23 protein-coding genes and 5 pseudogenes are annotated in these 25,542 nt (G+C 68.2%); 13 read left to right on the forward strand and 15 right to left on the reverse strand.

Translation table 11 applies throughout. From position 1 onward, the window contains the following. Positions 1–356 precede the first annotated feature (356 nt). Positions 357–1,253 carry a LysR family transcriptional regulator gene (locus tag AB0915_RS25330; protein ID WP_366693260.1) on the forward strand — a complete coding sequence of 299 codons (897 nt, stop codon included), beginning with the start codon at positions 357–359 and terminating at the stop codon, positions 1,251–1,253. A 53-nt stretch (positions 1,254–1,306) separates the two neighbouring features. Beyond that, on the forward strand, positions 1,307–1,786 hold the full coding sequence (locus AB0915_RS25335; RefSeq protein ID WP_037702185.1) for an NUDIX hydrolase: 480 nt from the start codon (positions 1,307–1,309) through the stop codon (positions 1,784–1,786). A 45-nt stretch (positions 1,787–1,831) separates the two neighbouring features. Here the strand turns inward: AB0915_RS25335 and AB0915_RS25340 are convergent, their stop codons facing one another. Beyond that, positions 1,832–3,001 carry a globin domain-containing protein gene (locus tag AB0915_RS25340; RefSeq protein WP_366693261.1) on the reverse strand — a complete coding sequence of 390 codons (1,170 nt, stop codon included), beginning with the start codon at positions 2,999–3,001 and terminating at the stop codon, positions 1,832–1,834. 407 nt (positions 3,002–3,408) lie between these two features. On the opposite strand from AB0915_RS25340, the gene AB0915_RS25345 reads away from it, so the two are divergent. Then, entirely contained in the window at positions 3,409–4,299 is an 891-nt protein-coding gene (locus AB0915_RS25345; RefSeq protein ID WP_366693262.1) for a GNAT family N-acetyltransferase, read from the forward strand. A 77-nt stretch (positions 4,300–4,376) separates the two neighbouring features. On the opposite strand, the pseudogene AB0915_RS25350 reads toward AB0915_RS25345, so the two are convergent. Both AB0915_RS25350 and AB0915_RS25355 read right to left on the reverse strand, forming a co-directional pair. Continuing rightward, positions 4,377–4,569: pseudogene (locus AB0915_RS25350) on the reverse strand (heme-binding protein); the annotation flags it as partial. A gap of 66 nt (positions 4,570–4,635) precedes the next feature. Beyond that, the gene (locus AB0915_RS25355; RefSeq protein ID WP_366693263.1) at positions 4,636–5,847 is read right to left on the reverse strand and encodes an MFS transporter; all 1,212 of its coding nucleotides are present in this window, start codon (positions 5,845–5,847) and stop codon (positions 4,636–4,638) included. 138 nt (positions 5,848–5,985) lie between these two features. On the opposite strand from AB0915_RS25355, the gene AB0915_RS25360 reads away from it, so the two are divergent. The 3 genes from AB0915_RS25360 to AB0915_RS25370 are packed head-to-tail and all read left to right on the forward strand — an operon-like array spanning position 5,986 to position 8,135. Continuing rightward, entirely contained in the window at positions 5,986–6,444 is a 459-nt protein-coding gene (locus AB0915_RS25360) for a MarR family transcriptional regulator (RefSeq protein ID WP_366693264.1), read from the forward strand. Positions 6,445–6,472: 28 nt separating this feature from the next. Next, complete coding sequence (locus tag AB0915_RS25365; protein ID WP_366693265.1) at positions 6,473–6,925, forward strand: GNAT family N-acetyltransferase; 453 nt, start codon at positions 6,473–6,475, stop codon at positions 6,923–6,925. A gap of 46 nt (positions 6,926–6,971) precedes the next feature. After that, the gene (locus AB0915_RS25370; RefSeq protein WP_366693266.1) at positions 6,972–8,135 is read left to right on the forward strand and encodes a winged helix DNA-binding domain-containing protein; all 1,164 of its coding nucleotides are present in this window, start codon (positions 6,972–6,974) and stop codon (positions 8,133–8,135) included. A gap of 53 nt (positions 8,136–8,188) precedes the next feature. On the opposite strand, the gene AB0915_RS25375 is transcribed toward AB0915_RS25370, so the two are convergent. Together AB0915_RS25375 and AB0915_RS25380 are read right to left on the reverse strand one after the other, a co-directional pair. After that, positions 8,189–9,571: a serine hydrolase domain-containing protein gene (locus AB0915_RS25375; RefSeq protein ID WP_366693267.1), complete on the reverse strand. Its 1,383-nt coding sequence runs from the start codon at positions 9,569–9,571 to the stop codon at positions 8,189–8,191. A gap of 63 nt (positions 9,572–9,634) precedes the next feature. Further along, positions 9,635–10,219, reverse strand: coding sequence for a dihydrofolate reductase family protein (locus tag AB0915_RS25380; RefSeq protein WP_366693268.1), 585 nt, complete (start codon positions 10,217–10,219; stop codon positions 9,635–9,637). A 120-nt stretch (positions 10,220–10,339) separates the two neighbouring features. Between AB0915_RS25380 and AB0915_RS25385 the strand changes: the two genes are divergently transcribed. Further along, positions 10,340–10,945, forward strand: coding sequence for a TetR family transcriptional regulator (locus AB0915_RS25385; RefSeq protein ID WP_366693269.1), 606 nt, complete (start codon positions 10,340–10,342; stop codon positions 10,943–10,945). A 78-nt stretch (positions 10,946–11,023) separates the two neighbouring features. Here the strand turns inward: AB0915_RS25385 and AB0915_RS25390 are convergent, their stop codons facing one another. The 3 genes and pseudogenes from AB0915_RS25390 to AB0915_RS25400 all read right to left on the reverse strand — a co-directional run bounded on the left by AB0915_RS25390 (position 11,024) and on the right by AB0915_RS25400 (position 12,733). Then, entirely contained in the window at positions 11,024–11,905 is an 882-nt protein-coding gene (locus AB0915_RS25390) for a GNAT family N-acetyltransferase (protein WP_366693270.1), read from the reverse strand. Between the two features lie 556 nt (positions 11,906–12,461). Further along, positions 12,462–12,593 (reverse strand): annotated as a pseudogene (locus tag AB0915_RS25395) (dihydrofolate reductase); the annotation flags it as partial. After that, positions 12,587–12,733, reverse strand: coding sequence for a hypothetical protein (locus AB0915_RS25400; protein WP_366693271.1), 147 nt, complete (start codon positions 12,731–12,733; stop codon positions 12,587–12,589). The gene AB0915_RS25400 and the pseudogene AB0915_RS25395, both read right to left, overlap by 7 nt. Before the next feature lie 221 nt (positions 12,734–12,954). On the opposite strand from AB0915_RS25400, the gene AB0915_RS25405 reads away from it, so the two are divergent. From AB0915_RS25405 to AB0915_RS25420, 4 genes and pseudogenes are all read left to right on the forward strand, one after another. Beyond that, positions 12,955–14,181 carry a glycosyltransferase gene (locus AB0915_RS25405; protein ID WP_366693282.1) on the forward strand — a complete coding sequence of 409 codons (1,227 nt, stop codon included), beginning with the start codon at positions 12,955–12,957 and terminating at the stop codon, positions 14,179–14,181. Positions 14,182–14,370: 189 nt separating this feature from the next. Next, a complete protein-coding gene (gene helR / locus AB0915_RS25410; protein ID WP_366693272.1) occupies positions 14,371–16,518 on the forward strand; it encodes an RNA polymerase recycling motor ATPase HelR in 2,148 nt (715 codons plus the stop codon). Between the two features lie 9 nt (positions 16,519–16,527). After that, positions 16,528–16,767 (forward strand): annotated as a pseudogene (locus AB0915_RS25415) (glycosyltransferase); the annotation flags it as partial. A gap of 229 nt (positions 16,768–16,996) precedes the next feature. After that, positions 16,997–17,187: pseudogene (locus tag AB0915_RS25420) on the forward strand (ATP-binding cassette domain-containing protein); the annotation flags it as partial. Positions 17,188–17,685: 498 nt separating this feature from the next. Here AB0915_RS25420 and AB0915_RS25425 read toward each other — a convergent pair. Together AB0915_RS25425 and AB0915_RS25430 are read right to left on the reverse strand one after the other, a co-directional pair. Beyond that, a complete protein-coding gene (locus AB0915_RS25425) occupies positions 17,686–18,960 on the reverse strand; it encodes a hypothetical protein (RefSeq protein ID WP_366693273.1) in 1,275 nt (424 codons plus the stop codon). A 41-nt stretch (positions 18,961–19,001) separates the two neighbouring features. Continuing rightward, positions 19,002–19,505 (reverse strand): annotated as a pseudogene (locus AB0915_RS25430) (SigE family RNA polymerase sigma factor); the annotation flags it as partial. A gap of 149 nt (positions 19,506–19,654) precedes the next feature. Between AB0915_RS25430 and AB0915_RS25435 the strand changes: the two are divergent. Then, complete coding sequence (locus AB0915_RS25435) at positions 19,655–19,861, forward strand: transposase (protein WP_366693283.1); 207 nt, start codon at positions 19,655–19,657, stop codon at positions 19,859–19,861. Positions 19,862–20,186: 325 nt separating this feature from the next. Here the strand turns inward: AB0915_RS25435 and dnaB are convergent, their stop codons facing one another. Continuing rightward, entirely contained in the window at positions 20,187–21,647 is a 1,461-nt protein-coding gene (gene dnaB / locus AB0915_RS25440; protein ID WP_327249482.1) for a replicative DNA helicase, read from the reverse strand. 478 nt (positions 21,648–22,125) lie between these two features. Between dnaB and AB0915_RS25445 the strand changes: the two genes are divergently transcribed. Then, positions 22,126–23,463, forward strand: coding sequence for an MATE family efflux transporter (locus AB0915_RS25445; protein WP_366693274.1), 1,338 nt, complete (start codon positions 22,126–22,128; stop codon positions 23,461–23,463). A gap of 90 nt (positions 23,464–23,553) precedes the next feature. Here the strand turns inward: AB0915_RS25445 and rplI are convergent, their stop codons facing one another. From rplI to rpsF, 4 genes are all read right to left on the reverse strand, one after another. Continuing rightward, on the reverse strand, positions 23,554–24,000 hold the full coding sequence (gene rplI, locus AB0915_RS25450; protein ID WP_358856630.1) for a 50S ribosomal protein L9: 447 nt from the start codon (positions 23,998–24,000) through the stop codon (positions 23,554–23,556). Positions 24,001–24,018: 18 nt separating this feature from the next. Beyond that, positions 24,019–24,255 carry a 30S ribosomal protein S18 gene (rpsR, locus tag AB0915_RS25455; RefSeq protein WP_003967857.1) on the reverse strand — a complete coding sequence of 79 codons (237 nt, stop codon included), beginning with the start codon at positions 24,253–24,255 and terminating at the stop codon, positions 24,019–24,021. A gap of 43 nt (positions 24,256–24,298) precedes the next feature. Next, positions 24,299–24,904, reverse strand: coding sequence for a single-stranded DNA-binding protein (locus tag AB0915_RS25460; RefSeq protein ID WP_366693275.1), 606 nt, complete (start codon positions 24,902–24,904; stop codon positions 24,299–24,301). A 74-nt stretch (positions 24,905–24,978) separates the two neighbouring features. Beyond that, positions 24,979–25,269, reverse strand: a complete 291-nt coding sequence (gene rpsF / locus AB0915_RS25465) for a 30S ribosomal protein S6 (RefSeq protein ID WP_015609864.1) — start codon at positions 25,267–25,269, stop codon at positions 24,979–24,981. Positions 25,270–25,542 lie beyond the last annotated feature (273 nt).

Below are 25,542 nucleotides of genomic sequence, written 5' to 3' on the forward strand. Positions count from 1 at the left end.
CTGGTGCGTGCGATCGCAAGGCGGAGGGTCGCCCCGATACTGGGCGTATCGGGGCGAGCCCGACAACGCAGCGAGCGTGCGTGCCAGACGCCGCCAGGCAGGCGGGACTTTCGAAACACGCCCTAGGGCGGGAGGGACGCCAGGGGGCCAGGTCAGCACAGAGGAGAACCAGCGGTACGGACGGTCCGAGCCTCCCCCCTCGTGGCTCGGACCGTCCCGGTTCCACGCGCGAAGAACCTTCTGTAGAAGGGTAATTGACTCTGTGTCAGAGTCCAATCACGGTAGCGACAGCGACCTATCGACATATTTATGATTGTTCGGGTCGGACACGTCAAAAGGGCGGGAGGGAACCGGACATGGACCTGGCCCTGCTGCGCACATTCGTCGCGGTGCACCGGGCCGGTTCCTTTACCCGGGCCGCCGCGCTGCTCGGTCTCTCCCAGCCCGCGGTCACCTCGCAGATACGCACGCTGGAACGGCAGCTGGGCCGTCCGCTCTTCCTGCGCAGGGCCCGCGGCGTCACCCCGACCACCGTGGGCGACGAGCTCGCGCACCGGGCGGCTCCCCATCTGGACGCACTGGTCGAGATCGCCGAGACGGGGCTCGACGAGGAGTCGATCGTACGGACGCTGCATCTGGCCGGTCCGCCGGAATTCACCTCGTTGCGGGCCCTGCCCGCGCTCACCCCCCTCGTCTCCCAGGGCCTCGCCCTGCGCAGCACGTTCCTCGCCCATTCCGAGGAGGCACTGGAGGGGCTCGCCGCCGGACATCACGATCTGGCCATCGCGACGGTCCGTCCGCGCGGTGGTCTGCTCACCGCGACTCCGCTCTGCGACGAAGAGCATGTGCTGGTCGCCGCCCCGCGCTGGGCGGCACGCCTCGGACCCGGAGCGCTGCGACACAAGGGTCCCGTGGTGCTTCAGCAGCTGCCGGTGGTGGAGGTACATGAAAGCCTTCCGCTCGTCTCCCGCTACTGGGCCGCCGTCTTCGACGGGCGGCCGGCCGTGGCGGGCACCGTCATCGCGCCGGATCTGCGCGCGGTCCTGGAGTGCACCGCGGCGGGCGCCGGACTCGCTGTGCTGCCGCGCTATCTGTGCGAGGGGGCACTGGAGCGCGGCGAGGTGGTGGCCCTCCTGGACCCGCCCGTGCCGCCGCTGCGCACCTACTTCCTGGCCGCGCGGACCGGCACACTCGCGTTGTCGCATATCGCGCGGGCGCACGAGTGGCTGGTGCGCGCTGCCGTCGATTGGTGACCCGACGGCAGGGCGGGTGTTTCAGAAAGGGTTCTGTGGGCCACTCTCTTGCCATGACCGAACGTCCTGTGGTCAAGCGCACCGCACGCGCCATCCTGCTCGACGGCAACGACCTCATCCTCATCAAGCGCACCAAGCCGGGGGTGGATCCGTACTGGCTCACGCCGGGCGGCGGGGTCGAGCCCGAGGACGCAACCGTCGTCGACGCACTCCACCGCGAGGTGGACGAAGAGCTCGGCGCCAAGATCACCGATGTGGTCCCCTGCTTCGTCGACACCGTGGAACACATCGAGGGCGGTGGGGTGAAGGGTGTCAAAGTCCAGCACTTCTTCGTCTGCCGGCTGGACTCGATGGACCTGTCCCGGCGGCACGGTCCCGAGATCGACGATCCGTGCGGCGAGTACGACGTCGTACGGGTGCCGTTCAGCCGGATCGGGATCGCCGCCGTCCATCTCGTGCCGCTGTCGCTGCGGCACTACCTGGACGGCAACATCGAGGGCGTCCGGGCGATGCACGCGCCCGACCTGGGCTGATCCCGAGCCCGGAGGCCCCATGCCGACGGGGATGGGCCGTCGTGGTCAGCCCGGACCCAGGGGCGCCAGTTCCTCAACGAAGTCATGCCGGATGCGCTCGGGCGGCATACCGGTCCCTCTGAGGACATCCACGACGCTACGGATCATCCCCGGCGGCCCCGCGAGATAGGCGTCGTACTCGGGCCACGGACCGCCCTCGCGCACCGCGTCGGGCAGCAGGCCTTTCAGCCCGCTCCCCGTACCGCTGGAGACCACAGGCCGTACGGCGAGCCAGGGAAAGGTCTTCTGGAGCCGCAGCATCGTGTCGATGTCGTACAGGTCGCGGTCGCTGCGTGCGCCGTAGAAGACCTCCACCGGGCGCCGGTCGCCGTGCTCCGCGACATCCTCGACAAGTGCCTTGATGGGCGCGATACCCGTGCCGCCGCCCAGGCAGAGCAGACCGTTGTGGGTGGTGTGGTCGACGGTCATCGAGCCGGTGGGCGGGCCGAGACGCACCACGTCGCCGGGGCGGGCCCGGCGCACCAGAGCGGTGGAGACCCAGCCCGCCGGGACCGCCTTGACATGGAAGGTGAGCAGACCGTCGGGCCGAGGGGCCGAGGCGAAGGAGTAATGCCGCCAGATCCGTGGCCGCCATGGGGTTTCCATGGCGGCGTACTGGCCCGCGAGAAAGGGATACGCCTGGTCGGGACGGACGGTGAGGACCGCTGTGTCGGGCGTTCTGCGGTCGTGGGAGACAACCTCCGCCAGCCACCAGCCGGGAGCCCGTTCCTCGTCCTCGGCAGCCGCGTCGATCATGATCTGCGAAATCGCGGTGTAGGCACGGATCCAGGCCGCTTCGGTCTCCCCGTCCCATGTGGTGGCGTAGCGGCTCAGTGCGCCGAGGAGAGCCTCGCCGAATGCGGGATAGTGCGCGGGCAGAGCGCCGTATTTACGGTGCCCGCGGGCCAGTCCGCCGAGGTACCCGGTCAGCGCATCGGGGTCGTCCATCCGGTCGGCAGCCGTGAGGATCGCCCGGAGGAGACGGTCGCGCTGGGGGTCCATCGCGACCGGAAACATGGCCCGCAGATCGGGGTGGCGCACGAAGAGCAGGGCGTAGAAGTACGAGGTGGCCTGGTCCGCGACAGGAGTGAGCTCTGCCAGGGTGCGGCGGATCAGGGTTGCGTCGGGGTATCTCGAAGTTCCGTCGCCGGTCGACATGGTGGCCGGAGCGTCCATAACTGTGCCTCGCCTCGAGCATCTTCTGGTCGCATGAGCGTGCCGACACCGCACGCACCGCCTGCGGTCCCTCGCCCCAGCATGCCTGCGACACCTGCAGGTCGGACAAATAGCGGGAAGTCCGGGTATCCGAACGAGTTCTCCCGTTATGCTCTTTTGCCCCATGGCCGGGCCGGGAACCGAGGACAATGCGGGCAACACGCATCAGCGCCGGATCACCTCTGACCGTCACTCAGCTGCGTGTTTCACGTGAAACTGCGCACGCGTGCAGCTCGCCGCCGAGCCCTCACCGCGGGCTCGGCTCTCTGGCCGCGCGGGCACGGTCTGCGCGGTCGGCGCATATGCGTCTCGGCCGGATCCGGTAAAGCGGTGGACGAGCGATCACTGCGTCGGACAGCCTGGCCCTCATGCCCAGCCCACTGCCCCACCCGCACACCGATACGCCCATCCGGCGCCTCACCCGGGGAGACCTGGTCGCCTGCGCCAATCTCTCCGAGGACCGCGGCTGGCCGCGTGACGAGCACCGCTGGGCCCTGCTCCTCTCCGCAGGGACGGGCTACGGCATCGATGATCCCGAGGGCAAAGGCCTGATGGCCGCCTGTGTGATGACCTCGTACGGCCAGGGCCTCGCCGCCATCGGCATGCTCCTCGTCGCCGAGCGGTACGCGCGCCAGGGGATCGCCCGGCGCCTGATGCACCAAGTGATCGAAACGGCGAGGGAGACGCCACTCAGCCTGTACGCGACGCTGGCCGGGCAGCCGCTGTACGAAGAGCTCGGTTTCGAAGGGGTGGGCCGGGCCGAGCGCATCAGTGGTCGCTTCCGGCCGACCGGCGCGTCGGGTGACGGCACTCCCGCATCGTCCGCCATGGCCGTCCGTCCGGCGACGGCCGAGGATCTGCGCGCCATGCTCTGGCTGGACGCGGAGGTGTTCGGCGCGGACCGGACGCATCTCCTTGCCCGGCTGCCGGCCTTCGCAGATCACCTCCGGGTCGCGGAGTACAAGGACGGTCTTGTCGGCTACGCGGCGCTGTGGCCGAGCGACGGGGTCCATGTGGTCGGTCCGCTGATCGCCCGGGACACCGTCACGGCGCTGGCGCTCGTCGACTCCCTCGCGCAGGCGACGGACCGCCCCTTGCGCGCGGACATCGACGCACGCCATGAAGAACTGCTGGACCGGCTCAAGGAGTGCGGTCTGCAGCCGACCGGCTCCGGAACCACGGTGATGGCCTACCGGTCCCCGGACCTGCCGGGCGACTGGGCCCGTCGCTTCGCACCCTTGACCGTGGCGACGGGCTGACGCAGACCGGGCTGAACGGCACCGGGGGCCGGGGAAATGCCTGTCACCGGCCCGTTGTCCCGTCAGTCGGACCAGACCGCGAGCCGGACGTTTGTGTCACCGTGGATGGCGGCCAGCACGGCGGAAGGCCAACAGGTGGCCGCCCGCGTCGAGGGCCGTCACAGTGGCGGTGACACCGGCGGCCTCGGCGGCGGTGCGGACTGCGGCGACCAGCAATTCCGCGTCCTGAATGGTCAGCGGGGCAACGGCCATGGAGAGGGCGGTGCTCATGAGAAATGGCTCCTTGATGCGGTGGAGAGTGCGCGCCCTGTGGTGAGCGCGCGTGTTGTGGGGGTGTCAGTGCCGGGCGACGGATGCCTCGACCGGCTCGGGAATGCGTCCGGCGACAAGGCGGCTGCGGGTGACCGTCCGGCGCTCCAGGGCGCTGGAAAGGACAGCGAGGACCAGAGCGGAAGCAGCCAGTGCGGCGCCGACCCAGTTGGGTGCGGTGTAACCGAGACCGGCGGCAATGACGAGGCCGCCGAGCCACGCTGACAGCGCGTTGCCGAGGTTGAAGGCGCCGATGTTGACGGCGGAGGCGAGGGTCGGCGCCCCCGCCGCCTGGTCGAGAACCCGCTTCTGCAGCGGAGGTACGGTCGCGAAGCCCAGGCCACCGATCAGCACGATGGTGACGGCTGCCGCGATCTTGTTGTGGGCGGTCAGCGTGAAGACTGCCAGGATCACGGACAGGGCGCCCAGCGACACGTACAGCATCGGCATCAGGTGGCGGTCGGCGAACTTGCCGCCGAGCAGATTGCCCCCGACCATGCCGAGCCCGAAGAGGACCAGCAGCCAGGTGACGGAGGACGCCGAGTAGTCGGCGACCTCGGTCATCATCGGCGTGATGTAGGTGATCGCGGCGAAAACTCCACCGAAGCCCAGGACGGTCATCGCCATGGCGAGCAGCACCTGCACATTGCGGAACGCGGCCAGCTCATGGCGGAGCCGCACGCCTTCGGCCTTCGGCTGCTCGGGCACCAGCCTGGCCACGCCCAGAAGGCCGACGGCTCCGAGGGCCGCAACGACGAAGAACGTGGTCCGCCACCCGACGCTCTGCCCGATGTACGTGCCGAGCGGTACGCCGACGACGTTGGCGACGGTGAGGCCGGTGAACATCATGGCGATCGCGCCGGCCTTCTTCTGTGGGGTGACCAGATCGGCCGCGACGACCGATCCGATGCCGAAGAAGGCACCGTGGGCGAGGGAGGCGATCACTCGCCCGGCGAGCATCACACCGAAGACGGGGGCGACGGCGGACACCACATTGCCCACGATGAACAGCCCCATCAGGAGCATGAGCATGCGTTTGCGCGAGACCCGCGTGCCAAGGACCGTCATCAGCGGAGCGCCGAGTACAACTCCGAGTGCGTAGCCGGTGACCAGGAATCCTGCGGTGGGGATCGAGACCCGGAAGTCCGCAGCAACCTCGGGGAGCAGCCCCATGATCACGAACTCGGTGGTTCCGATACCGAATGCCCCCATGGCGAGGGCGAGGAGCGCGAGCGGCATGGGTTTCACTTTCTCAAGAAATTGCGTCTGCGCCTTACAAGCGTCAACAATAATTGCAGACGCCGATTATTTGCAAACGCGGTCTATTGCAGACGTCCTCTATCCTGGAGGCAAGCGGCTCCGCACGGAGGAGAGACCATGACAGCGACGGACCCTGCACTGACTGCCCTCTCGCAGGGCTGGTGCGCCCTCTCCCTGCTCCACGGCAAGATCGAGTCCCACATCGAACGGGCCCTGCAGTCCGGGCACGGGCTCAGCGTGCGGGAGTACTCCCTGCTCGACGTCCTGAGCCGACAGCACAACGGCCCGGGCGGCCATCTGCAGATGAAGCAGGTCGCCGACGCGGTCGTGCTCAGCCAGAGCGCCACCACCCGTCTTGTCAGCCGCCTCGAAGACCGCGGGCTGCTGACCCGGTATCTCTGCGACACCGACCGCCGCGGCATCTACACCAACGTCACCGATGCCGGCCTCACACTGCTCGCCCAGGCCCGGCCGACCAATGACGCCGCTCTGCGCGCCGCCCTCGACGAGGCGGCCAGGAACCCCGAGTTGGCCCCGCTCGTCACGGCGGTCGAAGAGCTGAAGGTCCCCGCGTAGGCCACCTGAACTGCGTAGTCTGCCGATCATGAGCGATCTGGAAATACGCCCGGCGGCCCCCACCGACATCCCGGCCGTCGTGGCCATGCTCGCGGACGATCCGCTGGGCGCGCAGCGCGAGTCGCTGGACGATCTCGCCCCCTACCACGCCGCGTTCCAGCGGCTCGCCGATGACCCGAACCAGCACCTGGTCGTCGCCGTCCGCACAGGCGGTGTTGTCGGGACCCTGCAGCTGACGGTGGTCCCCGGGCTCTCCCGGCGCGGCTCGACCCGCTCCATCATCGAGGGTGTTCGCGTCCATGCCGATGAGCGCGGCAGCGGCCTCGGCACCCGGCTGATCCAGTGGGCCGTGGACGAATCCCGGCGCCAGAACTGCCAGTTGGTCCAGCTGACGTCCGATGCGACCCGGACCGATGCCCATCGCTTCTACGAGCGGCTCGGCTTCACCGCCAGTCACGTAGGTTTCAAGCTTGCTCTGTGACCGCAGCTCGGAATCGACAGGATCCGACGGACCGAAGGAGCGCTCGATGCACGCCATAAGCGACACACAGCGCCGGATCAGACTCGGCCGACGTCACCTCCTGGCGCCCTCCGTGCGGGCCGCATCCGCGGTGTCCGTGGCCGACGCGGTCGTTGCCCTGCACGCCACCGACGCGGCCACTGTCTTTCTTTCCACCTGCGCCCGGCTCGCCGAGGCGGACGTGGACACGGTGGAGCGAGCTCTTTACGAGGACGTCTCGCTGGTCCGGCTGCTCTCCATGCGCAACACCCTCTTCACGGTATCGAGCGGGCTCGCCCCGTATGTCGATGCGTCGAACGCCCGAGCCGTGGCCGCCAAGGAGCGCCGGACCTTCCTCAAGCACCTGCAGGACGACGCGAACAAACTGGACGAGAGCTGGCTCATCGAGACGGAAAAGGCGACCCTGGCCGCCCTCACAGCGCGCGGCTCCGCCACCGGCAGCGAGCTGTCCGCCGCCGTACCGGCGCTGCGTACGAAGATCACGATCTTCCCCGGCAAAAAACAGGAGACAGTTCAGGGAGTCGCCACCCGTGTCCTGCGGGTACTGGCAGCCGAAGGCCTGATCCGCCGGGACCGGCCGCGCGGCTCCTGGACCTCCAGCCAGTTCCGCTGGACGGCAGGCGAGCCATGGCCCGCCCGGGAGCCCGCAGAGGCACAGGCGGAACTGGCCCTGCGCTATCTCCGCTCGTACGGCCCCGCGACCGAGGCCGATCTGAAGTGGTGGCCGGGCTGGGGCCTCGGCCAGGTACGCAGTGCGCTGGCAGCCACCGGAGCCGAGGAGGTGCGGCTCGACAGCGGCGCGACGGGCTGGGTCTCCCCGGGGGACACGGAGCCCGAACCTTCCCTTGAGCCGTGGGCGGCACTGCTTCCCGCCCTCGACCCGAGCGCGATGGGCTGGGCCGATCGTGGTTTCCACCTTCCGGCCGAACACCGGGCAGCACTCTTCGACCGGGCCGGCAACATCGGCCCGACGGTGTGGTGGAACGGCGAGATCGTGGGTGGCTGGGCACAGCGAGCCGATGGCGAGCCGGTCTGGCGGCTGCTGTCCGACATCGGCCGGGATGCCACCGGCGCGATCGAGGCGGAGGCGTCCCGACTGTCGGAGTGGGTGGGGGAAACACGGATCACTCCACGCTTCCGCACGCCGCTGGAAAGGGAGTTGACGGCATGAGCGGGCTCCGGCGTCGCGTTTCACGTGAAACGAGACGCCGGACGCCGTGACGCTCAGGCGCCGAGGCCCCGCCAGCCCTCCGCGTCGACCCCACCAGGAACAGCCGACGCGGGATCGTACGGCTCACGTGTGAAGACGAACGACCCCAGGTCGAGGTGGCTCACGCTTCCGTCGACGTCCCGGACGACACGGAGCGTCTCCCCCGCGTAATAACCGTCGAGGCCGGTCCAGGTGCCGTCCGGCTGTGCGACGAATCGGGCACTGCGGCCGTCGCCACGCAGCGGCCCCAGTTCCAGCCCCCGGTCTGCAGTAAGGCGCAGGACATTCGGGCGTGTGCCCCAGAACCAGAGTCCGGTCAGCGCGAGGAGTCCCGGTTCGGCCTCGGGCAGCGGGCGCCAGGGCTCAGGGATGCGCGGCTCGGCCTCGGCGACGATCTCCACGAGGTCCGCGGCGACCGTTGCGGCGGGCGGCCCAGAAGTGGCATTGGTGAGCACCACGGCGGCCACATCGTCCTCGATGCTGAACCAGAGCGTGGCCAGGAACCCCGGCAGCGAGCCGGTGTGCCCGAGCAGGGTGCGGCCGTTCTGTTGTACGGCCTGCAGGCCGAGGCCGTAAGCGCCCTCCCCGGGACCGGACGCGGACGGCACCGACGGAGCACGCATCTCCTCCACCGAGGCGGCGCCGAGCACACGGTCATCCCCCTCGACGAGGAAGGCGGCGAACCGGAGGAGGTCGGTGGTGGTCGACCAGAGCTGCCCGGCCGGTGCCATGAGACCGAGGTCCTCCGCCGGTTCGGGAAGCATGACATCGGCCCACGGGTGGACGGCCCAGCCACCCGCGTGCGGCGCCTGCGGCTGGGTGCTCGTACGACGCATGCCCAACGGTTCCAGGATCTCGCGCTGCAGCACCTCCGCCCACGATGCGCCGCGCACCGCCTCGATCAGCGCTCCGAGCACTGAGTAGCCGGGGTTCGAGTAATGGTGACGACGGCCGGGAGGATGCATCCGCGTCTGCTCGCCGAGGACATCGGCAAGCTCGGGGCGCAGAGTTCCCGGCGTCCGCTCCCACCAGGGCGCGGGCGACTCGGCGCTCAGCCCCGCACTGTGGCCCAGTAGTTGGAGGACGGTGACCCCGCCGACGCCTGTCCCTGGCAGGTGCTTTTCCAGTGGGTCGTCGAGATCGAGCAGCCCCTCGTCACGCAGCCGCAGGACCAGCACGGCTGTGAAGGTCTTGGTCAGGGAACCGATCCTGAACTGGGTATCGGAGTCGGGGGCGTGACCGTCGACGCAACTGCGCGACCCGGTCCAGACGATCCGGCCCTGGCGCTGCACGGCAGCGACGAGCGAGGGCGTACGGCCTTCGACCTGTGCGGAGGCGATGCGGTACAGCAGCGCCCGCTGCGTACCGGGAAGCAACTCTTCTGAGGAATAGGTCATGGTCAACAAGTACCGGCACATCGACTCGACGGCGACCCGATTTCGCGGCCCGCGGGCCTGGGGTCAGCGCTTGCGGCTGTACGTCCTGACCAGTACTCCGCTGTCGAAGACGGCCACCGAGTCCAACATGAACTCCGTGGCCGCAAAATCCGATCCGAACATCGGCATACCCGAGCCGTAGACCAGCGGATACGTCTTGATCACGAGCTCGTCGATCTCGTCGAGCAGCTCCCCAGCGAGCTGTGAGCCACCGCAGAGCCAGATTCCGAGGCCGCTCTCCTCCGCCTTGAGTTCCCGCACCCTGCCGACCACGTCGCCGGAGACGAGTTCGACGTTCGGGTCCGGCGACTCCTTCATGGTCCGGGACGCCACGAACTCGCGCAGTTGGGCATACGGGCTGGTGATGTTGACGTCCAGGGCCAGTTGGTAGCTGACCCTTCCCTGGATCACGGTGTCGAACTTCTGATTCCTGACGCCGTGAAATCCCAGCTGCCGGCGGCCTGCGGTCGAAACCGTCTCCGGATACTGGGACTTGAGGTAGTCGAGGAACTCCTCGTCCAGGAACCGGAGCATGGACGAGGCATCACCGCTCGGGTCACCGATGAAGCCGTCGATGGAGCAGGCAATGAAGTAGGTCAGCTTTCGCACAAGATCCCCGTTCAATGTGGTGTTGGCTCGGACATACAAACCACTTCACTTATAGTGCTTCACTTGTAGTGGTTATGCAAGCCCCTTTCCACAGAGGGACCGAAGGAAGAGGAGACACACATGGTCAGGAACCCGGAGCGCAGAACGGCACTCGTCGATGCCGCCATCGAGGTGCTGGCGCACGAAGGTGCGCGAGGGCTAACCTTCCGCGCGGTCGACACACGGGCGGGCGTACCGGTCGGGACGGCGTCCAACTACTTCGCCAACCGGGACGACCTGTTCATGCAAGCCTGCGCCCGGATCACCGACCGGATGACACCGGACCCGGTCGGAGTCGAGGAGGCGATGCGTCCGGCTCCCTCGCGCGAGCTGGTCACCGAACTGATGCGATGGCTGGTGCAGCGCATGGCCGCCGATCGCACCAGCTACCTCGCCATGCTGGAACTGCGCCTGGAGGCCACCCGGCGCCCCGCCCTCCGTGACCGGCTCAACCGGACCTTCCGCGCCAATCTGGACGAGAGCGTCCGCTTCCACCGGGAAGCGGGGCTGCCGGGCGATGCCGACGCCGTCCTCGTGCTGTATCTCGCCATGACGGGCCTGCTGCTGGAGCACCTCACGCTGCCCGACGTGCTCACCGGGAGCGAGACCGTCGACGCTCCCCCCACCGATGCCGTCCTGGACAGGCTTGTGGAGACGGTCGTCACCCGCATCATCCCTGCGGGGTGACCCGCTCGGGGAGGGCAACGCATGGCCGGGGCAGCCCTGTCCGGGCGAGAGAGCAACCCCGGCCCTACGGCATCGCGTCTACAGATCGAGCTGGTACAGAAGCGATTTATGGGTCGGCAGATATCCGAACGCGTCGTTGATTGCGCGCATGGGCCGGTTGCTGTCGGCCGTGTCTGTCAGCAGACCGCCGAGATCCGGGTGGTACTCGACGGCCTGCCGGATCGCCTCAGCCTTCATCCATCGGCCGAGGCCATGTCCGCGGTGCTCGGGCAGGACACCGGTGCCGTAGTGCTGGCCGTCACCCCTGCCGGTGCCGGGGACGACCAACTCGGTGAAACCGGCGATCGTGCCGTTCGACACGTCGATGGCGGCGACCGTGTACAGAAGGTCGCCGCGCTTCTCGATGACCTGTGCCACGGCCCGGACCCGGTCCACGTCCCAGCTCACCGTGCCGTAATCGGTGTCGTCCATCGGCATGTCGTCCATGGCCCGCCGCGAAGCAGCGAAAGTCTCGGCGAGCTCATCGGGGACGGTTCCGGCCCATGACGCCAGCCGGTAGCCGGGGTGCGGCTTCCCGATGATCTCGGTGAGAGCGGCGAGGTCCGCCCGCGCCAACGCGAGCCGGGCGAAGGTCAGGGTCAGGACCTTGCGAAAGCCCCGCGCCGAAAGGAACCGGTCACCGGGTGACCCCGCGTCCACCTGAGCGGTGACGCAGCTCCGGTCCTCCGCTCGAGCAGTGGCCACAGCCGCTTCCAGCAGCTGTGAGCCGATGCCGTTCCGCCTCTCGGCCGGATGGACGGCGAGTTCGAGCTCGGCCAGGTGATCCTGACCAGTGGTCGTGAAAAGACGTAGAAAGGCTGATCCGGTCGGAGCTCCGGTGGGACCGGATGCGAGCCACGCCAGGCGGTGGGCGGCCGGGCCGCGGTCGGGGTCGGTCAGCGGGGTGATGCGAATCGACAAGATGTCTCCGTCATGAGTGGTGGCATGGCAGTGCACGGGTTCGGATGCTGACGGCTCCTGCGCATGTGCTGCACACCTCCTGTCGATGACGTCGCTCCGCGCTCGGGACGACCCGGCAACCGTATCCATCGCCGGGGTCCGCAACAACAGCGTTTATCGGCTGCCGAACCCACCGTGGCACGTCCGGTCGGCATGGGTTCCGGCCTGCGGCGCGGGCGGACAAAGAACGATTGACCGCGTGGCTGTCGGTCTGGCGGGCCCGCTCCCTGGGAAGCGTCCCGCGAGGTCGAGAAGGCTCCCGCCCCGTCGCACTCGGGCACCGACCGGCGGCCCTGGAGTGCTTCGACCAGGAGCCGGCCGGGAATTGGCCGGCATGAAGCTGCGCACCACCGGGCCGGCCGTGTCCACCGCCCAGGGCCTCGGCGCCGGCAGCGGCGCAACCGGCGGATGACCGCCGCGCCGACGGACGGGTCGAACGAGGCGAACCTGCAAGCGCCGGAACCGTACGGCCACCAGGGCCGGCCCGGCGCACGGCCCCGGCGCCCCGCCGCCCGACCTACCCCTCGGCGACCGGCCGGTAGGTGCAGACGTGTAACCCCGTGCCGCTGGTAACCGTGGAGACCAGCTCCAGCGGGCGCAGCGCGCCGCCGACGGGGAAGATCGTCTTACCGACGCCGAGGATCACCGGCGTTTGGCGGGCTTCGCCCAGCGCTCGTGCGGCGCGGCGACGAACTCCCTGAGAAGGGCGGCGCTCTCGACGATGTTTGAGCCGGCCTTGCTGAAGAGGGTGAAGAACTTCTCGTTCCGCGGCCGCGTCCGTAGGCCCATGGGGAGATCTTCCTGGGCCGACTGTATCGCCGTACGCGGCGCGCCGCCGCTTCGCGAGGAGGTTGTCCGTCCACAGCGGACGACAAAGGGGAAAGGGGAGTACCCGCTCCTTTCCACTCTCAACGTATAGCGCACCGGGGGGCTTGCGGCAAGACCCGGGTCGTGCCGCAAAATCGCCGACCGAAGCCAGAACTTGAGGAAATGGGAGTCGCGAAGTGCGTGTGCTGTTGTCGACGTATGGGTCGCGCGGGGACGTCGAACCGATGGTGGGACTCGCGGTGCGGTTGCGGACACTCGGCGCGGAGGTGCGGGTGTGCGCGCCGCCGGACGAGGAGTTCGCGGAGCTGCTGGCCGGTGTCGGCGTGCCGCTCGTGCCGGTCGGCCAGTCGGCGCGCGCGCTGATGACTGCGGCGGCGCCGCCGTCATCCCTGCCCCGGCGCGCGGCCGAGTTGATCGCCAGCCAGTTCGACGCGGTCACCGCGGTGGCCGAGGGATGCGATGCGTTGGTGGCGACCGGCGCGCTGCCGGCCGCGGCCGGCGCGCGGTCGGTGGCAGAGAAACTGGGCATCCGCTCCGTGTCCGTAACCTTCCAGCAGCTCACCCTGCCGTCGCCGCACCACCCGCCGCTGGCGTATCCGGGCCGGCCGTTCCCGCCGGAGGTGACCGACAACCGGGTGCTGTGGGACCTGGACGCTCAGAGCATCAACGCGCTGTTCGGTGAGGCGCTCAACACGAACCGGGCGTCGATCGGCCTGCCACCGGTGGACGACGTCCGCGACTACGTCATCGGCGACCAGCCGTGGCTGGCGACGGACCCGGTCCTGGACCCGTGGCAGGAGACGCCGGGCCTCGACGTCGTACAGACCGGCGCGTGGATCCTGCCGGACGAACGCCCGCTCCCGGCCGAGCTGGTGGCGTTCCTGGACGCCGGCACACCACCGGTGTACGTGGGCTTCGGCAGCATGCCCATGCGCGCATCGACGGACATCGCCCGGGCGGCCGTCGAGGCGATCCGCGCGCAGGGCCGCCGCGCACTGATCGGGCGCGGCTGGGCCGACCTGGCCCTGATCGACGGCCAGGACGACTGCTTCACCGTCGGCGAGGTCAACCAGCAGGCACTGTTCGGCCGGGTGGCCGCCGTCGTGCACCACGGCGGCGCGGGCACCACGACGACGGCCACCCGGGCCGGCGCGCCCCAGGTAGTGGTACCCCAGATGGTGGACCAGCCGTACTGGGCCGGCCGGGTGGCCGACCTGGGCATCGGTGCGGCACACGACGCTCCGGCTCCGACCTTCGAGTCCCTGTCGGCCGCGCTCCAGACGGCCCTGACCCCCGAGACCCGCGCACGAGCGACGGCTGTGGCCGGAACGATCCGCACCGACGGGACAACGGTGGCCGCGAAGCTGCTGCTCGAGGTCAGCCGAGAAAGGCCGCCCATGTCCGCGTGAACCACACCGGATCATCGAGCCAGGATCCAGAAAACGAGAACCTGCACACCGTGGCGACCTGAACCGACAACGGCCACGGGGTCCACGTCAGGCGGAGCGTTGCTCGTCATGGCCACCAGGTTCGTCACAGCGGACCAGACCCCTCGCCGCGCGCAACGGTTGCAAGCGGCCTCAGATCGGAGCTGATGAGTGAACCCCCTGACCACCAGCGCGTTCGACCTTCCCGTCCACCTCTCCCCCAAGGCCGATCCGACGCTGATCGCCGGTGATGAGCAGCACTTCGCAGCCATCGCGGAGTGCCTCGAGCAGTCGATCGCCGAGCTGACCGACCGCCTCGACGCCGAGCGCAAGGCGCCCGGCGGCATCGGCCGACAGGCAATGGACCGGGACACAGAGGTCCACCGGCTGACCGCTCGCCTGCGCGCACTGCGCCGCTTCGGTTTGGACCTGTGCCTCGGACACATGGTCAGCGCAGACGACCCCGAGCCCGTGTACGTCGGACGACTCGGCCTTACGGACAGCGCGGGTCGTCGGCTGCTGCTCGACTGGCGCTCCCCCGCGGTCGAGCCGTTCTTCGGAGCCACCCACGCCAACCCGATGGGTCTGGCAAGCCGCCGCAGGTACCGCTGGACCCGCGGCCGGATCAGCGACTACTGGGACGAGGTGTTCACCTCGGACGGGTTTGCCGGGCACGCCGCGCTCGACGACCAGTCCGCCTTCATCGCCAGCCTGGGCAGCAACCGGTCGACACGGATGCGAGACGTGCTCGGCACCATCCAGGCCGACCAGGACGCCATCATCCGCGCGGGATCCCGCGGCGCTCTCGTCGTCGACGGCGGTCCTGGTACGGGAAAGACCGTCGTCGCTCTGCACCGCTCCGCCTACCTCCTCTACTCCGACCCTCGCCTCGGTCACCGCCGGGGCGGCGTGCTGTTCGTCGGTCCGCACCAGCCCTACCTGGGCTACGTCGCCGACGTCCTCCCCAGCCTCGGAGAGGAGGGCGTGCAGACCTGCACCCTGCGGGACCTCGTCGCCGAGGGAGCCGCAGCAGCGATCGAGGCCGACCCGAACGTGGCCCTCCTGAAGTCGTCCGCGAACCTGGTGAAGGCGATCGAGACGGCTGTCAGGTTCTACGAGGAGCCGCCCACCAAGGGGATGACGATCACGACCCACTGGTCCGACATCCGGCTGGACGCCGACGATTGGGCCGTGGCGTTCGAAGCGGCAGAACCCGGTACTCCGCACAACGAGGCGCGCGACCAGATCTGGGAGGAGCTGCTCACGATCCTGGTGGACAAGCACGACGGCGACGTCTCGGCCGACCTGCTCCGCAAGTCGCTGCTGCAGAACGGGGAGCTGCTCACGACCTTCGACCGCGCGTGGCCGCTGCTCGAAGCGGCTGACCTCGTCGGAGACCTGTGGTCGGTACCCGCCTACCTGCGCAAGTGCGCTCCTTGGCTCAGCCCCGAGGACGTGTCACAGCTGCAGCGCGGGGACGCCCAGGCCTGGACGGTGTCCGACCTGCCGCTCCTGGACGCAGCACGGCAGCGGCTCGGCGACCCGGAGGCGTCGCGGCGTAAACGTCGACACAAAGCCTCTGTCGCCGCCGAACGCGAGCACATGGCCAAGGTCGTCGACGCCCTGCTTGAGGCCGATGACGACGGTGAAGGTGCGGTGACGATGCTGCGCGGACAGGACATACAGGACACCCTGGTCGACGAGACCGCACTGCCCGGCACCGAACCGGACCTGCTCGCCGGCCCGTTCGCGCACATCGTCGTGGACGAGGCTCAGGAACTGACCGACGCAGAGTGGCAGATGTTGCTGCTCCGGTGCCCGTCTCGGAGCTTCACCATCGTCGGGGATCGCGCCCAGGCCAGGCACGGGTTCACGGAGGCGTGGCAGGAACGGCTCGAACGGATCGGGCTCGACCGGATCAGCCTGGCCTCCCTGAGCATCAACTACCGCACGCCGGAAGAAATCATGGCGGAAGCCGAGCCGGTCATCCGGGCCGTGCTCCCGGACGCCAACGTGCCGACCTCCATCCGCAGCAGCGACGTCCCCGTCGTACACGGATCTGCTTCGGATCTGAGCTCGATCCTCGACACCTGGCTCGCCGCACATGCCGACGGGATCGCCTGCGTCATCGGCGATCCCACATTCCGGACGACGTCCCGCGTACGGTCACTGACCCCGGAGCTGTCGAAGGGGCTCGAGTTCGACCTGGTCGTCCTCATCGACCCAGAGGCATTCGGCAAGGGCATCGAAGGAGCGGTCGACCGCTATGTCGCGATGACCCGAGCGACCCAGCAACTCGTCATCCTCACGAGCTCCTGACGTCGGGCGGACGGACGCCTGCTCCCGGCCGAGCTGGTGGCGTTCCTGGACGCCGGCACACCACCGGTGTACGTGGGCTTCGGCAGCATGCCCATGCGCGCATCAACGGACATCGCCCGGGCGGCCGTCGAGGCGATCCGCGCGCAGGGCCGCCGCGCACTGATCGGGCGCGGCTGGGCCGACCTGGCCCTGATCGACGGCCAGGACGACTGCTTCACCGTCGGCGAGGTCAACCAGCAGGCACTTTTTTTCGGGATCCCACAGGACTGTAGGTTCCATCACGTGATTCAGCGTCATCTCAAGTGACCTGCGGCTTCATGCGCCGTTCCAGCACCGTGTCAGTGCCTTGATCCCGTGGTGCATGTTCTTTTCCTCAGCGTGCGGTTCCGAGGTCGGAACGCCGTGTCAGTTGTCGTGTTAGGGGGTGACAGGTGGGTGACAGCCCCGCTGGAGACGGTGGAGGCATGAAAAGTCGGCAATCGCAGTTTCAGGGCTGCGCAAGGCATATGGCGACAAAGTCGTACTCGACGGCATCGACTTCGAAATTGCCGCGGGATCGGCTTTCCCATGCTCGGCCCGAACGGGGCGGGCGAGACGACGACGGTGAACGTCCTGACGACGTTGATGAAAGCCAACGCCGGGACGGTGCGCGTCGCCGGGCACGACGTGGTGACCTGGACCAAGCAGGTGCCCGCCTGGTGCGGGCGGTGCTCGCACACGAGCCAATACTCCGGCCGTTTTGCTCGGGCTTGGCCGGGGCACGGCTGTTTTGCTACAAGGACTGTAGGATCTCGCGGCTCGTGACACCGGCCGTCCCGCTGACCAGCGGTTCTTTGCCGGACCTCCTGCGAACGACGTCGGCCGAACCCGGGCATGCGGGTTCGGCTGACGGGCAGTGCGCGACGCTACGCTGCGGGGCGCAGCAGCCTGCTTCTCCGGGTGTGCGGGGACGCTGTGCGCCGGCGTACGCGCGGGTGTACCAACTGCAGGCGCTCCGGTGTCGTCCAGCAGGGTGGCGACGGTTTGCGACAGTGGCTGCGAGGAAGCCCGGGCAAGGTGACAGCGCCGCGCAACGCTCACCTACGCAACACGAAGAGGGAGGCGGCCACCGCGAAGGGTGAACCGCCTCCCGAACTACCGGAAGGAGCAGGTGCGTTGCCTACGGCCCTACTTTCCGGCCCACTTCCCGCTCGTGGCGATCGACTTCAGCTGCTGCATGGTCAGCGCGGGTGTCTGCCGTGTGGCCTTCGCGTTCTGCGACCCGGAGTTGAACGCGGACACCACGACCCGGAGGCCGTCCGTACGGATGGTGTCGGCGGTCCACATCACCACGCCCGCGCCGCCCTTCTCGCCCGGGCCCTGATGCGTAACGACCTTCGTCCCGTCCGGCAGCACCTCCGCCCCGGACCCGAAGAGCTCCCCCTCCACGTCCGACATGTTCGGCTGCACGTTGATCTGCACCAGGCTCGCGCCCTTGCCGTCATTCACGACGACGTACGCGTATCCGCCGTCACCGCGCCCGGAGGCTACCTTCGCGGACACGGGCAGCAGCGACTTGAGCTTCCTCAGGATCGCCTGGCCGTCCTGCCCCTGCGCCGGCGGCTGCCGTACCGGCTCCGGGGCCGCCTTTCCCAGAGCGTTCATCACGGGCCGCCACTCGTCGGAGATGACGAGTCCCTTCAACTGCCCAACAGTGAGCGGGGGTTCGGCCCGTGAAACGGCGGCGCCCTTCTCTGCAGGCGCGTTCCACTCGCTGGCATCGACCCTGTATCCGTCGGGGGTCACGAGATAGGCGTGCCACCACTTGGTGTCCACGCGCTTGTCAGGGTATTCGTACCCGCGCAACACCATCAGGCGCGAACCATCGGCAAGCGTCTCATTCCGGCAGGAATCGTACAGCCCGAAGGTCTTGTCGGGGCATTCGAGCTGCTGCTCCGCTGCCGTGCCGTCCGGGTCGATGGCGCCGACGCTCACGTCGATCGCAGCTTTGCCCTTGCCATCGTCGAAGACGAGGTGCGCCGATGGCCCGAACCGGTTGGCCGTACCGCGCCCTGTCTGCCCGCTGACCTTCCCCTCCGGCAGCAGCCCCTCCAACCTCCCGATCACCTGCTGCGCCGAGAGCTGCGGCCCCTTGCCGGGCGACGACTTCGTCGAAGGGCCGGTCTCCTGCACCTTCGGCTGCGCAGCCACGCTCGCCCCGCCCTGCCCCGAGCCGCCGCCGAACGCCCCTGTGGTGTACGACGCCCCGAACCCCACGATGGCGAGCGCCGCAACGCTGCCAGTCATGGCCGCGACCCGCCTGCGCCGCAGCCCCCGCCGGCCGCGCATGACGCCGCCGTCCACCAGCGGGCGTCCCTCCACGGAGAAGTCCTCCCCGGTGCGGCGTAGCGCGTCACCGAGCCCGCCTTCGAACGCGTCCAGGTCCTCCTGCGTTCCAGACATGCCAAACCACCACCATTTCTCGTAATAGTCAGTCGGACTGATCAGTGCGCGGCGAACTCTCCGATGCTGCCGCCCAGTTGCACCCTCAGCCGGGCGAGTGCACGGGTGCTGCGGGTGCGTACGGCTGCGGAGCTGACGTTGAGAACGTCCGCAGTCTCCGTGACGGACCGGTCCTCCCAGTACCGCAGCACGACCACCGCCCGGTCCTTCGCCGGCAGCTTCCGCAGCGCGTCCAGGAGCATGAGCCGCAGCGAGGCGTCACCCTGCGCGGCCGTCTCCGAGACGTCGGGAATCTTGTCGCTCGGCCGCTCTCCCGCCGAACGCCGCCGCTGGTGCGCCAAAAAGACACGCACAAGAACGGTCTGCGCGTACGCCGCCGGATTGCCGAGCTTCGACGACCGACCCCACACCACATACATCCGCCCGAGCGTCTCCTGCACCAGATCCTCGGCGAGATGGGTGTCTCCGCTGGTCAACAGGCACGCCGAACGGAAGAGATGCCCCATGCGGGCCGCCGCGAACTCCCGGAAGGCGCTCTCCTGGGCCGTCTCATCCGCCGCCCTCCCCTTGCCTCGTCGCCTACACCATTTAGATGCGGTGGGGGCGGCGGGATGTTTCACCCGAGTTGCTTCCTCGCGTTTGAGATCTGCCGTGTCCTGTGGCCTGGGCGAGCGTTGAGCTCCACGTGAGTGCTGTGGGGGGCGGGTATCCGTCGGTCTTGACGGATACCTGGTGGGCGTTGGTTGAGCCGTTGCTGCCGTCTGCGAGGGTGGGCCCGAAGGGCGGTCGGCGGGAGAAGCATCCCAGGCGGCGGATCGTGGATGCGATCTTCTACGTTGTGCGGACCGCGTGTGCTTGGCGGCAGCTTCCGAAGGACTTCCTGCTGTGGCCCACCGTGTAGGCACGATGACGGGGCAGTCGAGCGGGTCCACGATGCCCTGCGTGGTCAGGTCCGCGAAGCTGACGGCCGCAAGGTGGAGCCGAGCACAGGGCTGATCGACTCGGAGTCCCTACAGGCATGTAGGTTCTCGCGGCCCGTGTCATCTGCCGGGCCTCTGACGTGGGCGTCCTTCGGGCGTCTCACTCCGTGTCACCCGCTGGCGTCTCAGCTCCGTGTCATTTCCTTGCCGCTGACCTGTGCTGTCTCACGGAGATGTCATAAATGCCATCCACATGACACGGCGGCTGAGAAAATGACACGAGATTTAAGAACCTACAGACACCCTCTAGGTCTGCGCCATGTCCACGAAGCGTGAGTAGTGGCCCTGGAATGCCACAGTGATCGTCGCCGTCGGGCCGTTACGGTGCTTGGCCACCATCAGGTCCGCCTCGCCCGCCCGCGGGGACTCCTTCTCATACGCATCCTCGCGGTGCAGCAGGATCACCATGTCGGCGTCCTGCTCGATGGAGCCGGATTCGCGAAGGTCGGAGACCATCGGCTTCTTGTCCGTCCGCTGCTCCGGACCACGGTTCAGCTGGGACAGCGCGATGACCGGGAGCTCCAGCTCCTTGGCCAGCAACTTGAGGTTTCGGGACATGTCCGAGACCTCCTGCTGACGGCTCTCGGCACGCTTAGAGCCACCGGACTGCATCAGCTGCAGATAGTCGATGATCACCAGCTTGATGTCGTTCCGCTGTTTCAGCCGACGGCACTTCGCCCGGATCTCCATCATCGACAGGTTCGGCGAATCGTCGATGTAGAGCGGCGCGGCCGAGACGTCCGGCATCCGGCGGGCCAGCCGCGTCCAGTCCTCGTCGGTCATCGTGCCGGAACGCATGTGGTGCAGAGCCACCCGCGCCTCGGCGGACAACAGTCGCATCGCAATTTCGTTGCGGCCCATTTCGAGGGAGAAGATCACGCTCGGGAGGTTGTTCTTGATCGACGCGGCCCGCGCGAAGTCCAGGGCCAGCGTGGACTTACCCATGGCCGGACGCGCCGCAATGACGATCATCTGGCCCGGGTGCAGACCGTTGGTCAGGGCGTCGAAGTCGGTGAAGCCGGTCGGTACGCCGGTCATCTCGCCGGAGCGCGAACCGATCGCCTCGATCTCGTCGAGCGCGCCCTCCATGATGTCGCCCAGCGGCAGATAGTCCTCGCTGGTGCGCTGCTCCGTGACGGCGTAGATCTCGGCCTGTGCCGAGTTGACGATCTCGTCGACGTCACCGTCGGCCGCATATCCCATCTGTGTGATCTTCGTGCCCGCCTCGACAAGCCGTCGCAGGACCGCCCGCTCGTGGACGATCTCCGCGTAGTACGAGGCGTTGGCCGCGGTCGGCACGGACTGGACGAGGGTGTGCAGATAGGGGGCGCCGCCCACCTTGGTGATCGCGCCGCGCTTGACCAGCTCGGCCGCGACCGTGATCGGGTCGGCGGGCTCGCCCTTGGCGTAGAGGTCGAGGATCGCCTGGAAGACGGTCTCGTGGGCGGGGCGGTAGAAGTCGTGCCCCTTGATGATTTCCACGACGTCGGCAATGGCGTCCTTGGAGAGGAGCATGCCGCCGAGGACCGACTGCTCGGCATCGAGGTCCTGAGGGGGCACGCGCTCGAATCCGGGCGAGCCGCCGTCCCAGCCGCCGCTCTCCCTGCCGCGGTCGTGCTGCTCGCCGCGGTCCCGACCTTCGCCGCGACGCTGGCGGGTAACGGGCAGACGGTCACTGGGACCAGTGTCGGCCCAGGGGTCGTCCAAAGGCTCGGGAATGCTCACCGTGCCACCTCCTCCCGTCCGCTCCGCGGACCTTCGCCGTGCCACTCTTTCTTACGGCACAGCACCGACAAACAAGACGCTCGACTCCGGTTCCGGCACGTCGAGTTCTGCGGGATTCCAGGGCTGAAACGGGGTGTGGGCGCCGGTCCACGGTAGGCCTCGCTGCACCGTCAGCCAATCTGGTTATCCACAGGGCATGTGGACGACGGACCAGATGCTGTGGAGAACTCCGCAGAACCTGTGCACGGAGCAGGGGACAGCACTGTGGACAAACTCATAACGCCGCCCCGACCACAGCCCTGACCTGGGATTTCTCCATCCACGGCCTGTGGGGGAGAAAAACTTTCCGAGTCGGCACAAGATCACGGCAAATCGCACACAGGAGAACACTCAGCACCAGTAAATGTAAGGACTGACACAGCATTGCATCTGTTACCTGTGGAAGATTAGATTGACCCTCATGCCCCAGGCCACCGCGACCTCATATTCCAGCCGCCGACGGCACGATCGTGAGATCGTCGCACTCGCCGTCCCCGCCTTCGGCGCGCTCGTCGCCGAGCCGCTCTTCGTCATGGTCGACAGCGCCATCGTCGGCCATCTCGGCACACCGCAACTGGCCGGCCTGGGCGTCGCCGCGGCTCTGCTGACCACCGCCGTGAGCATTTTCGTCTTCCTCGCCTACGCCACCACGGCGGCGGTCGCGCGACGCGTAGGCGCGGGCGATCTCGCCTCCGCAATACGGCAGGGCATGGACGGCATCTGGCTGGCACTGCTCCTCGGCATCGCCGTCATCGCCGTGGCCCTGCCCTCTGCCTCCTGGTTCGTCGATGTCTTCGGCGCCTCCGACACCGCCGCGCCGTACGCCACCACCTATCTACGGATCTCCAGCCTCGGCATCCCCGCCATGCTCATAGTCATGGCCTCTACCGGCGTGCTCCGTGGCCTGCAGGACACCAGGACCCCGCTGTATGTCGCCATCGGCGGTTTCGTGGCCAACGGAGCCCTCAACGCGGGGCTCGTCTACGGCGCCGGTCTCGGTATCGCCGGATCGGCCTGGGGCACCGTGATCGCCCAGGTCGGCATGGCCTCGGCCTATCTGGTCGTGGTGGTGCGGGGAGCACGCCGGCACGGCGCATCGTTGCGCCCCGACACGGCAGGGATCAGGGCCAGTGCCCAGGCAGGCGTCCCCCTGCTGGTTCGTACGCTGTCGCTGCGCGCCGTCCTGATGATCGCCACCGCCGTCGCAGCACGCCTCGGCGACACCGATATCGCCGCCCACCAGATCATCCTCTCCTTGTGGAGCCTGATGGCCTTCGCTCTCGACGCCATTGCGATCGCTGGGCAAGCCATCATCGGCCGCTACCTGGGAGCCAATGACACCGAGGGCGCACGCGAGGCATGCCGCCGCATGGTGCAGTGGGGCATTGCCTCAGGTGTGGTGCTCGGGACACTGATCGTGCTCGCGCGTCCCTTGTTCATCCCCTTGTTCACCGGCGACCAGGACGTGCAGAGCACCCTGCTCCGCGCCTTGCTGGTGGTTGCCGTGTGCCAGCCGATCGCCGGTGTGGTCTTCGTCCTGGATGGCGTGCTGATGGGCGCCGGAGACGGTCGGTACCTCGCCTGGGCCATGCTGATCACCCTGGCCGTCTTCGCCCCGGTCGCCCTGCTCGTGCCCACCTACGGCGGGGGACTGAATGCTCTGTGGTGGGCGATGGCACTGATGATGACGGTCCGCATGGTGACGCTCTGGCTGCGCACACGCTCGGGTAAGTGGATCGTCACCGGAGCCACCCGCTGAGCAGCGGCCGTCGACCCTGTTTCACGTGAAACGACAAAGGGCCGCACCCCGTGGGGTGCGGCCCTTCAGTTGCTCTGGTGAGCTGTGCCCTTAGGCAGCAACGACCTCGATGCCGAGCTTCGCCGCAACCTCGGGGTGCAGACGCACGGACACCTGGTGACCGCCAAGCGTCTTGATCGGCGAGCCGAGCTCGACGCGACGCTTGTCGACGTCCGGGCCACCGGCAGCCTTGATCGCCGAAGCGATGTCGGCCGGGGTGACGGAGCCGAAGAGACGGCCGGCGTCGCCGGAGCGAACAGCCAGACGAACCTTCACGGCCTCAAGCTTGGCCTTGACCTCGTTGGCCTGCTCGATCGTCGCGATCTCGTGGATCTTGCGGGCGCGGCGGATCTGCGCCACGTCCTTCTCGCCACCCTTGGTCCAGCGGATGGCAAAGCCACGCGGAACCAGGTAGTTGCGGGCGTACCCGTCCTTGACTTCGACGACGTCGCCGGCAGCGCCGAGGCCGGAGACCTCATGGGTGAGGATGATCTTCATTATTCGGTCACCCTTCCCTTATCGCGCGGTGGACGTGTAGGGCAGCAGCGCCATCTCACGGCTGTTCTTGACTGCCGTGGCGACGTCACGCTGGTGCTGCGTGCAGTTGCCGGTTACGCGGCGGGCACGGATCTTGCCGCGGTCGGAAATGAACTTCCGCAGCATGTTCGTGTCCTTGTAGTCCACGTACTGGGTCTTGTCCTTGCAGAAAGCGCAGACCTTCTTCTTAGGCTTGCGCACAGGCGGCTTCGCCATGGTGTTTCTCCTGTGTGATCAAGAAGTGGGGGTACGAGCTGCCCTAGAAGGGAGGCTCGTCCGAGTAGCCGCCGCCGGAGCCGCCGGAGCTTCCGCCCCAACCGCCTCCGCCGCCCTGCTGGCCCCCGCCCTGCTGGCCGCCGGCCGGCGTGCCGGTGGCCCACGGGTCGTCAGCGGGAGCACCGCCGCCGCCCTGCTGGCCGCCGCCACCGGGACCGCCGCCCCAGTTGCCGCCGCCCTGCTGGCCGCCGCCGTAACCACCCTGACCGCCCTGGCCACCGCGACCCGTGGTCTTGGTGACCTTGGCCGTGGCGCTCTTGAGGCTGGGGCCGACTTCCTCGACATCCAGCTCATAGACCGTGCGCTTCACGCCTTCGCGGTCTTCGTACGACCGCTGCTTCAGCCGGCCCTGCACGACAACGCGCATGCCTCGCTGGAGCGACTCGGCGACGTTCTCCGCCGCCTGCCGCCAGACCGAGCAGGTGAGGAACAGGCCTTCGCCGTCCTTCCACTCATTGGTCTGCCGGTCGAAGATGCGGGGAGTGGACGCGACGCGGAACTTCGCGACCGCCGCACCGGACGGGGTGAAGCGCAGCTCGGGGTCGTCGACGAGATTGCCGACGACCGTGATGACGGTCTCGCCTGCCATGGGTGAACCTCTCGGCGGGGATTGCTTCTGGCTGCTTGCTGCTACTCGAACCCGATGACCGCTGAGCTAGGTGCTCAGTGGATCTCGGGACGGAGGACCTTGGTCCGGAGGACCGACTCGTTCAGGTTCATCTGGCGGTCGAGCTCCTTGACGACCGCAGGCTCGGCCTGCAGGTCGATGACCGAGTAGATGCCCTCGGGCTTCTTCTTGATCTCGTAAGCGAGACGACGACGGCCCCAGGTGTCGACCTTCTCAACCTTTCCGTTGCCCTCACGGACGACGGAGAGGAAGTTCTCGATCAGCGGGGAGACAGCGCGCTCCTCGAGATCGGGGTCGAGGATGACCATCACCTCGTAGTGACGCATGTGGAACCCACCTCCTTTGGACTCAGCGGCCACGGTCGTTCCGTGGCAGGAGGGTCGTGATGCGTAAGCAACAGTGTCTCCAAGTAAAACAGCCGCCACTGACAACGCCCCCTTCCGAGGAGGGCTGCCGTGCTGGCCTGGGCAGACACCGGTGCAGATCGTACAGAGTACCCGCACACCGGCTTCCGGTTGAAATCCGGTGCTCAGGAGACGCAATCTGTACACATCGGGTGTGAGCGACGCCACGATGCGCCGCCTTTTCGGCCAGGAGGT

Source organism: Streptomyces sp. NPDC048411, assembly GCF_040704695.1.
Classification (GTDB): domain Bacteria; phylum Actinomycetota; class Actinomycetes; order Streptomycetales; family Streptomycetaceae; genus Streptomyces.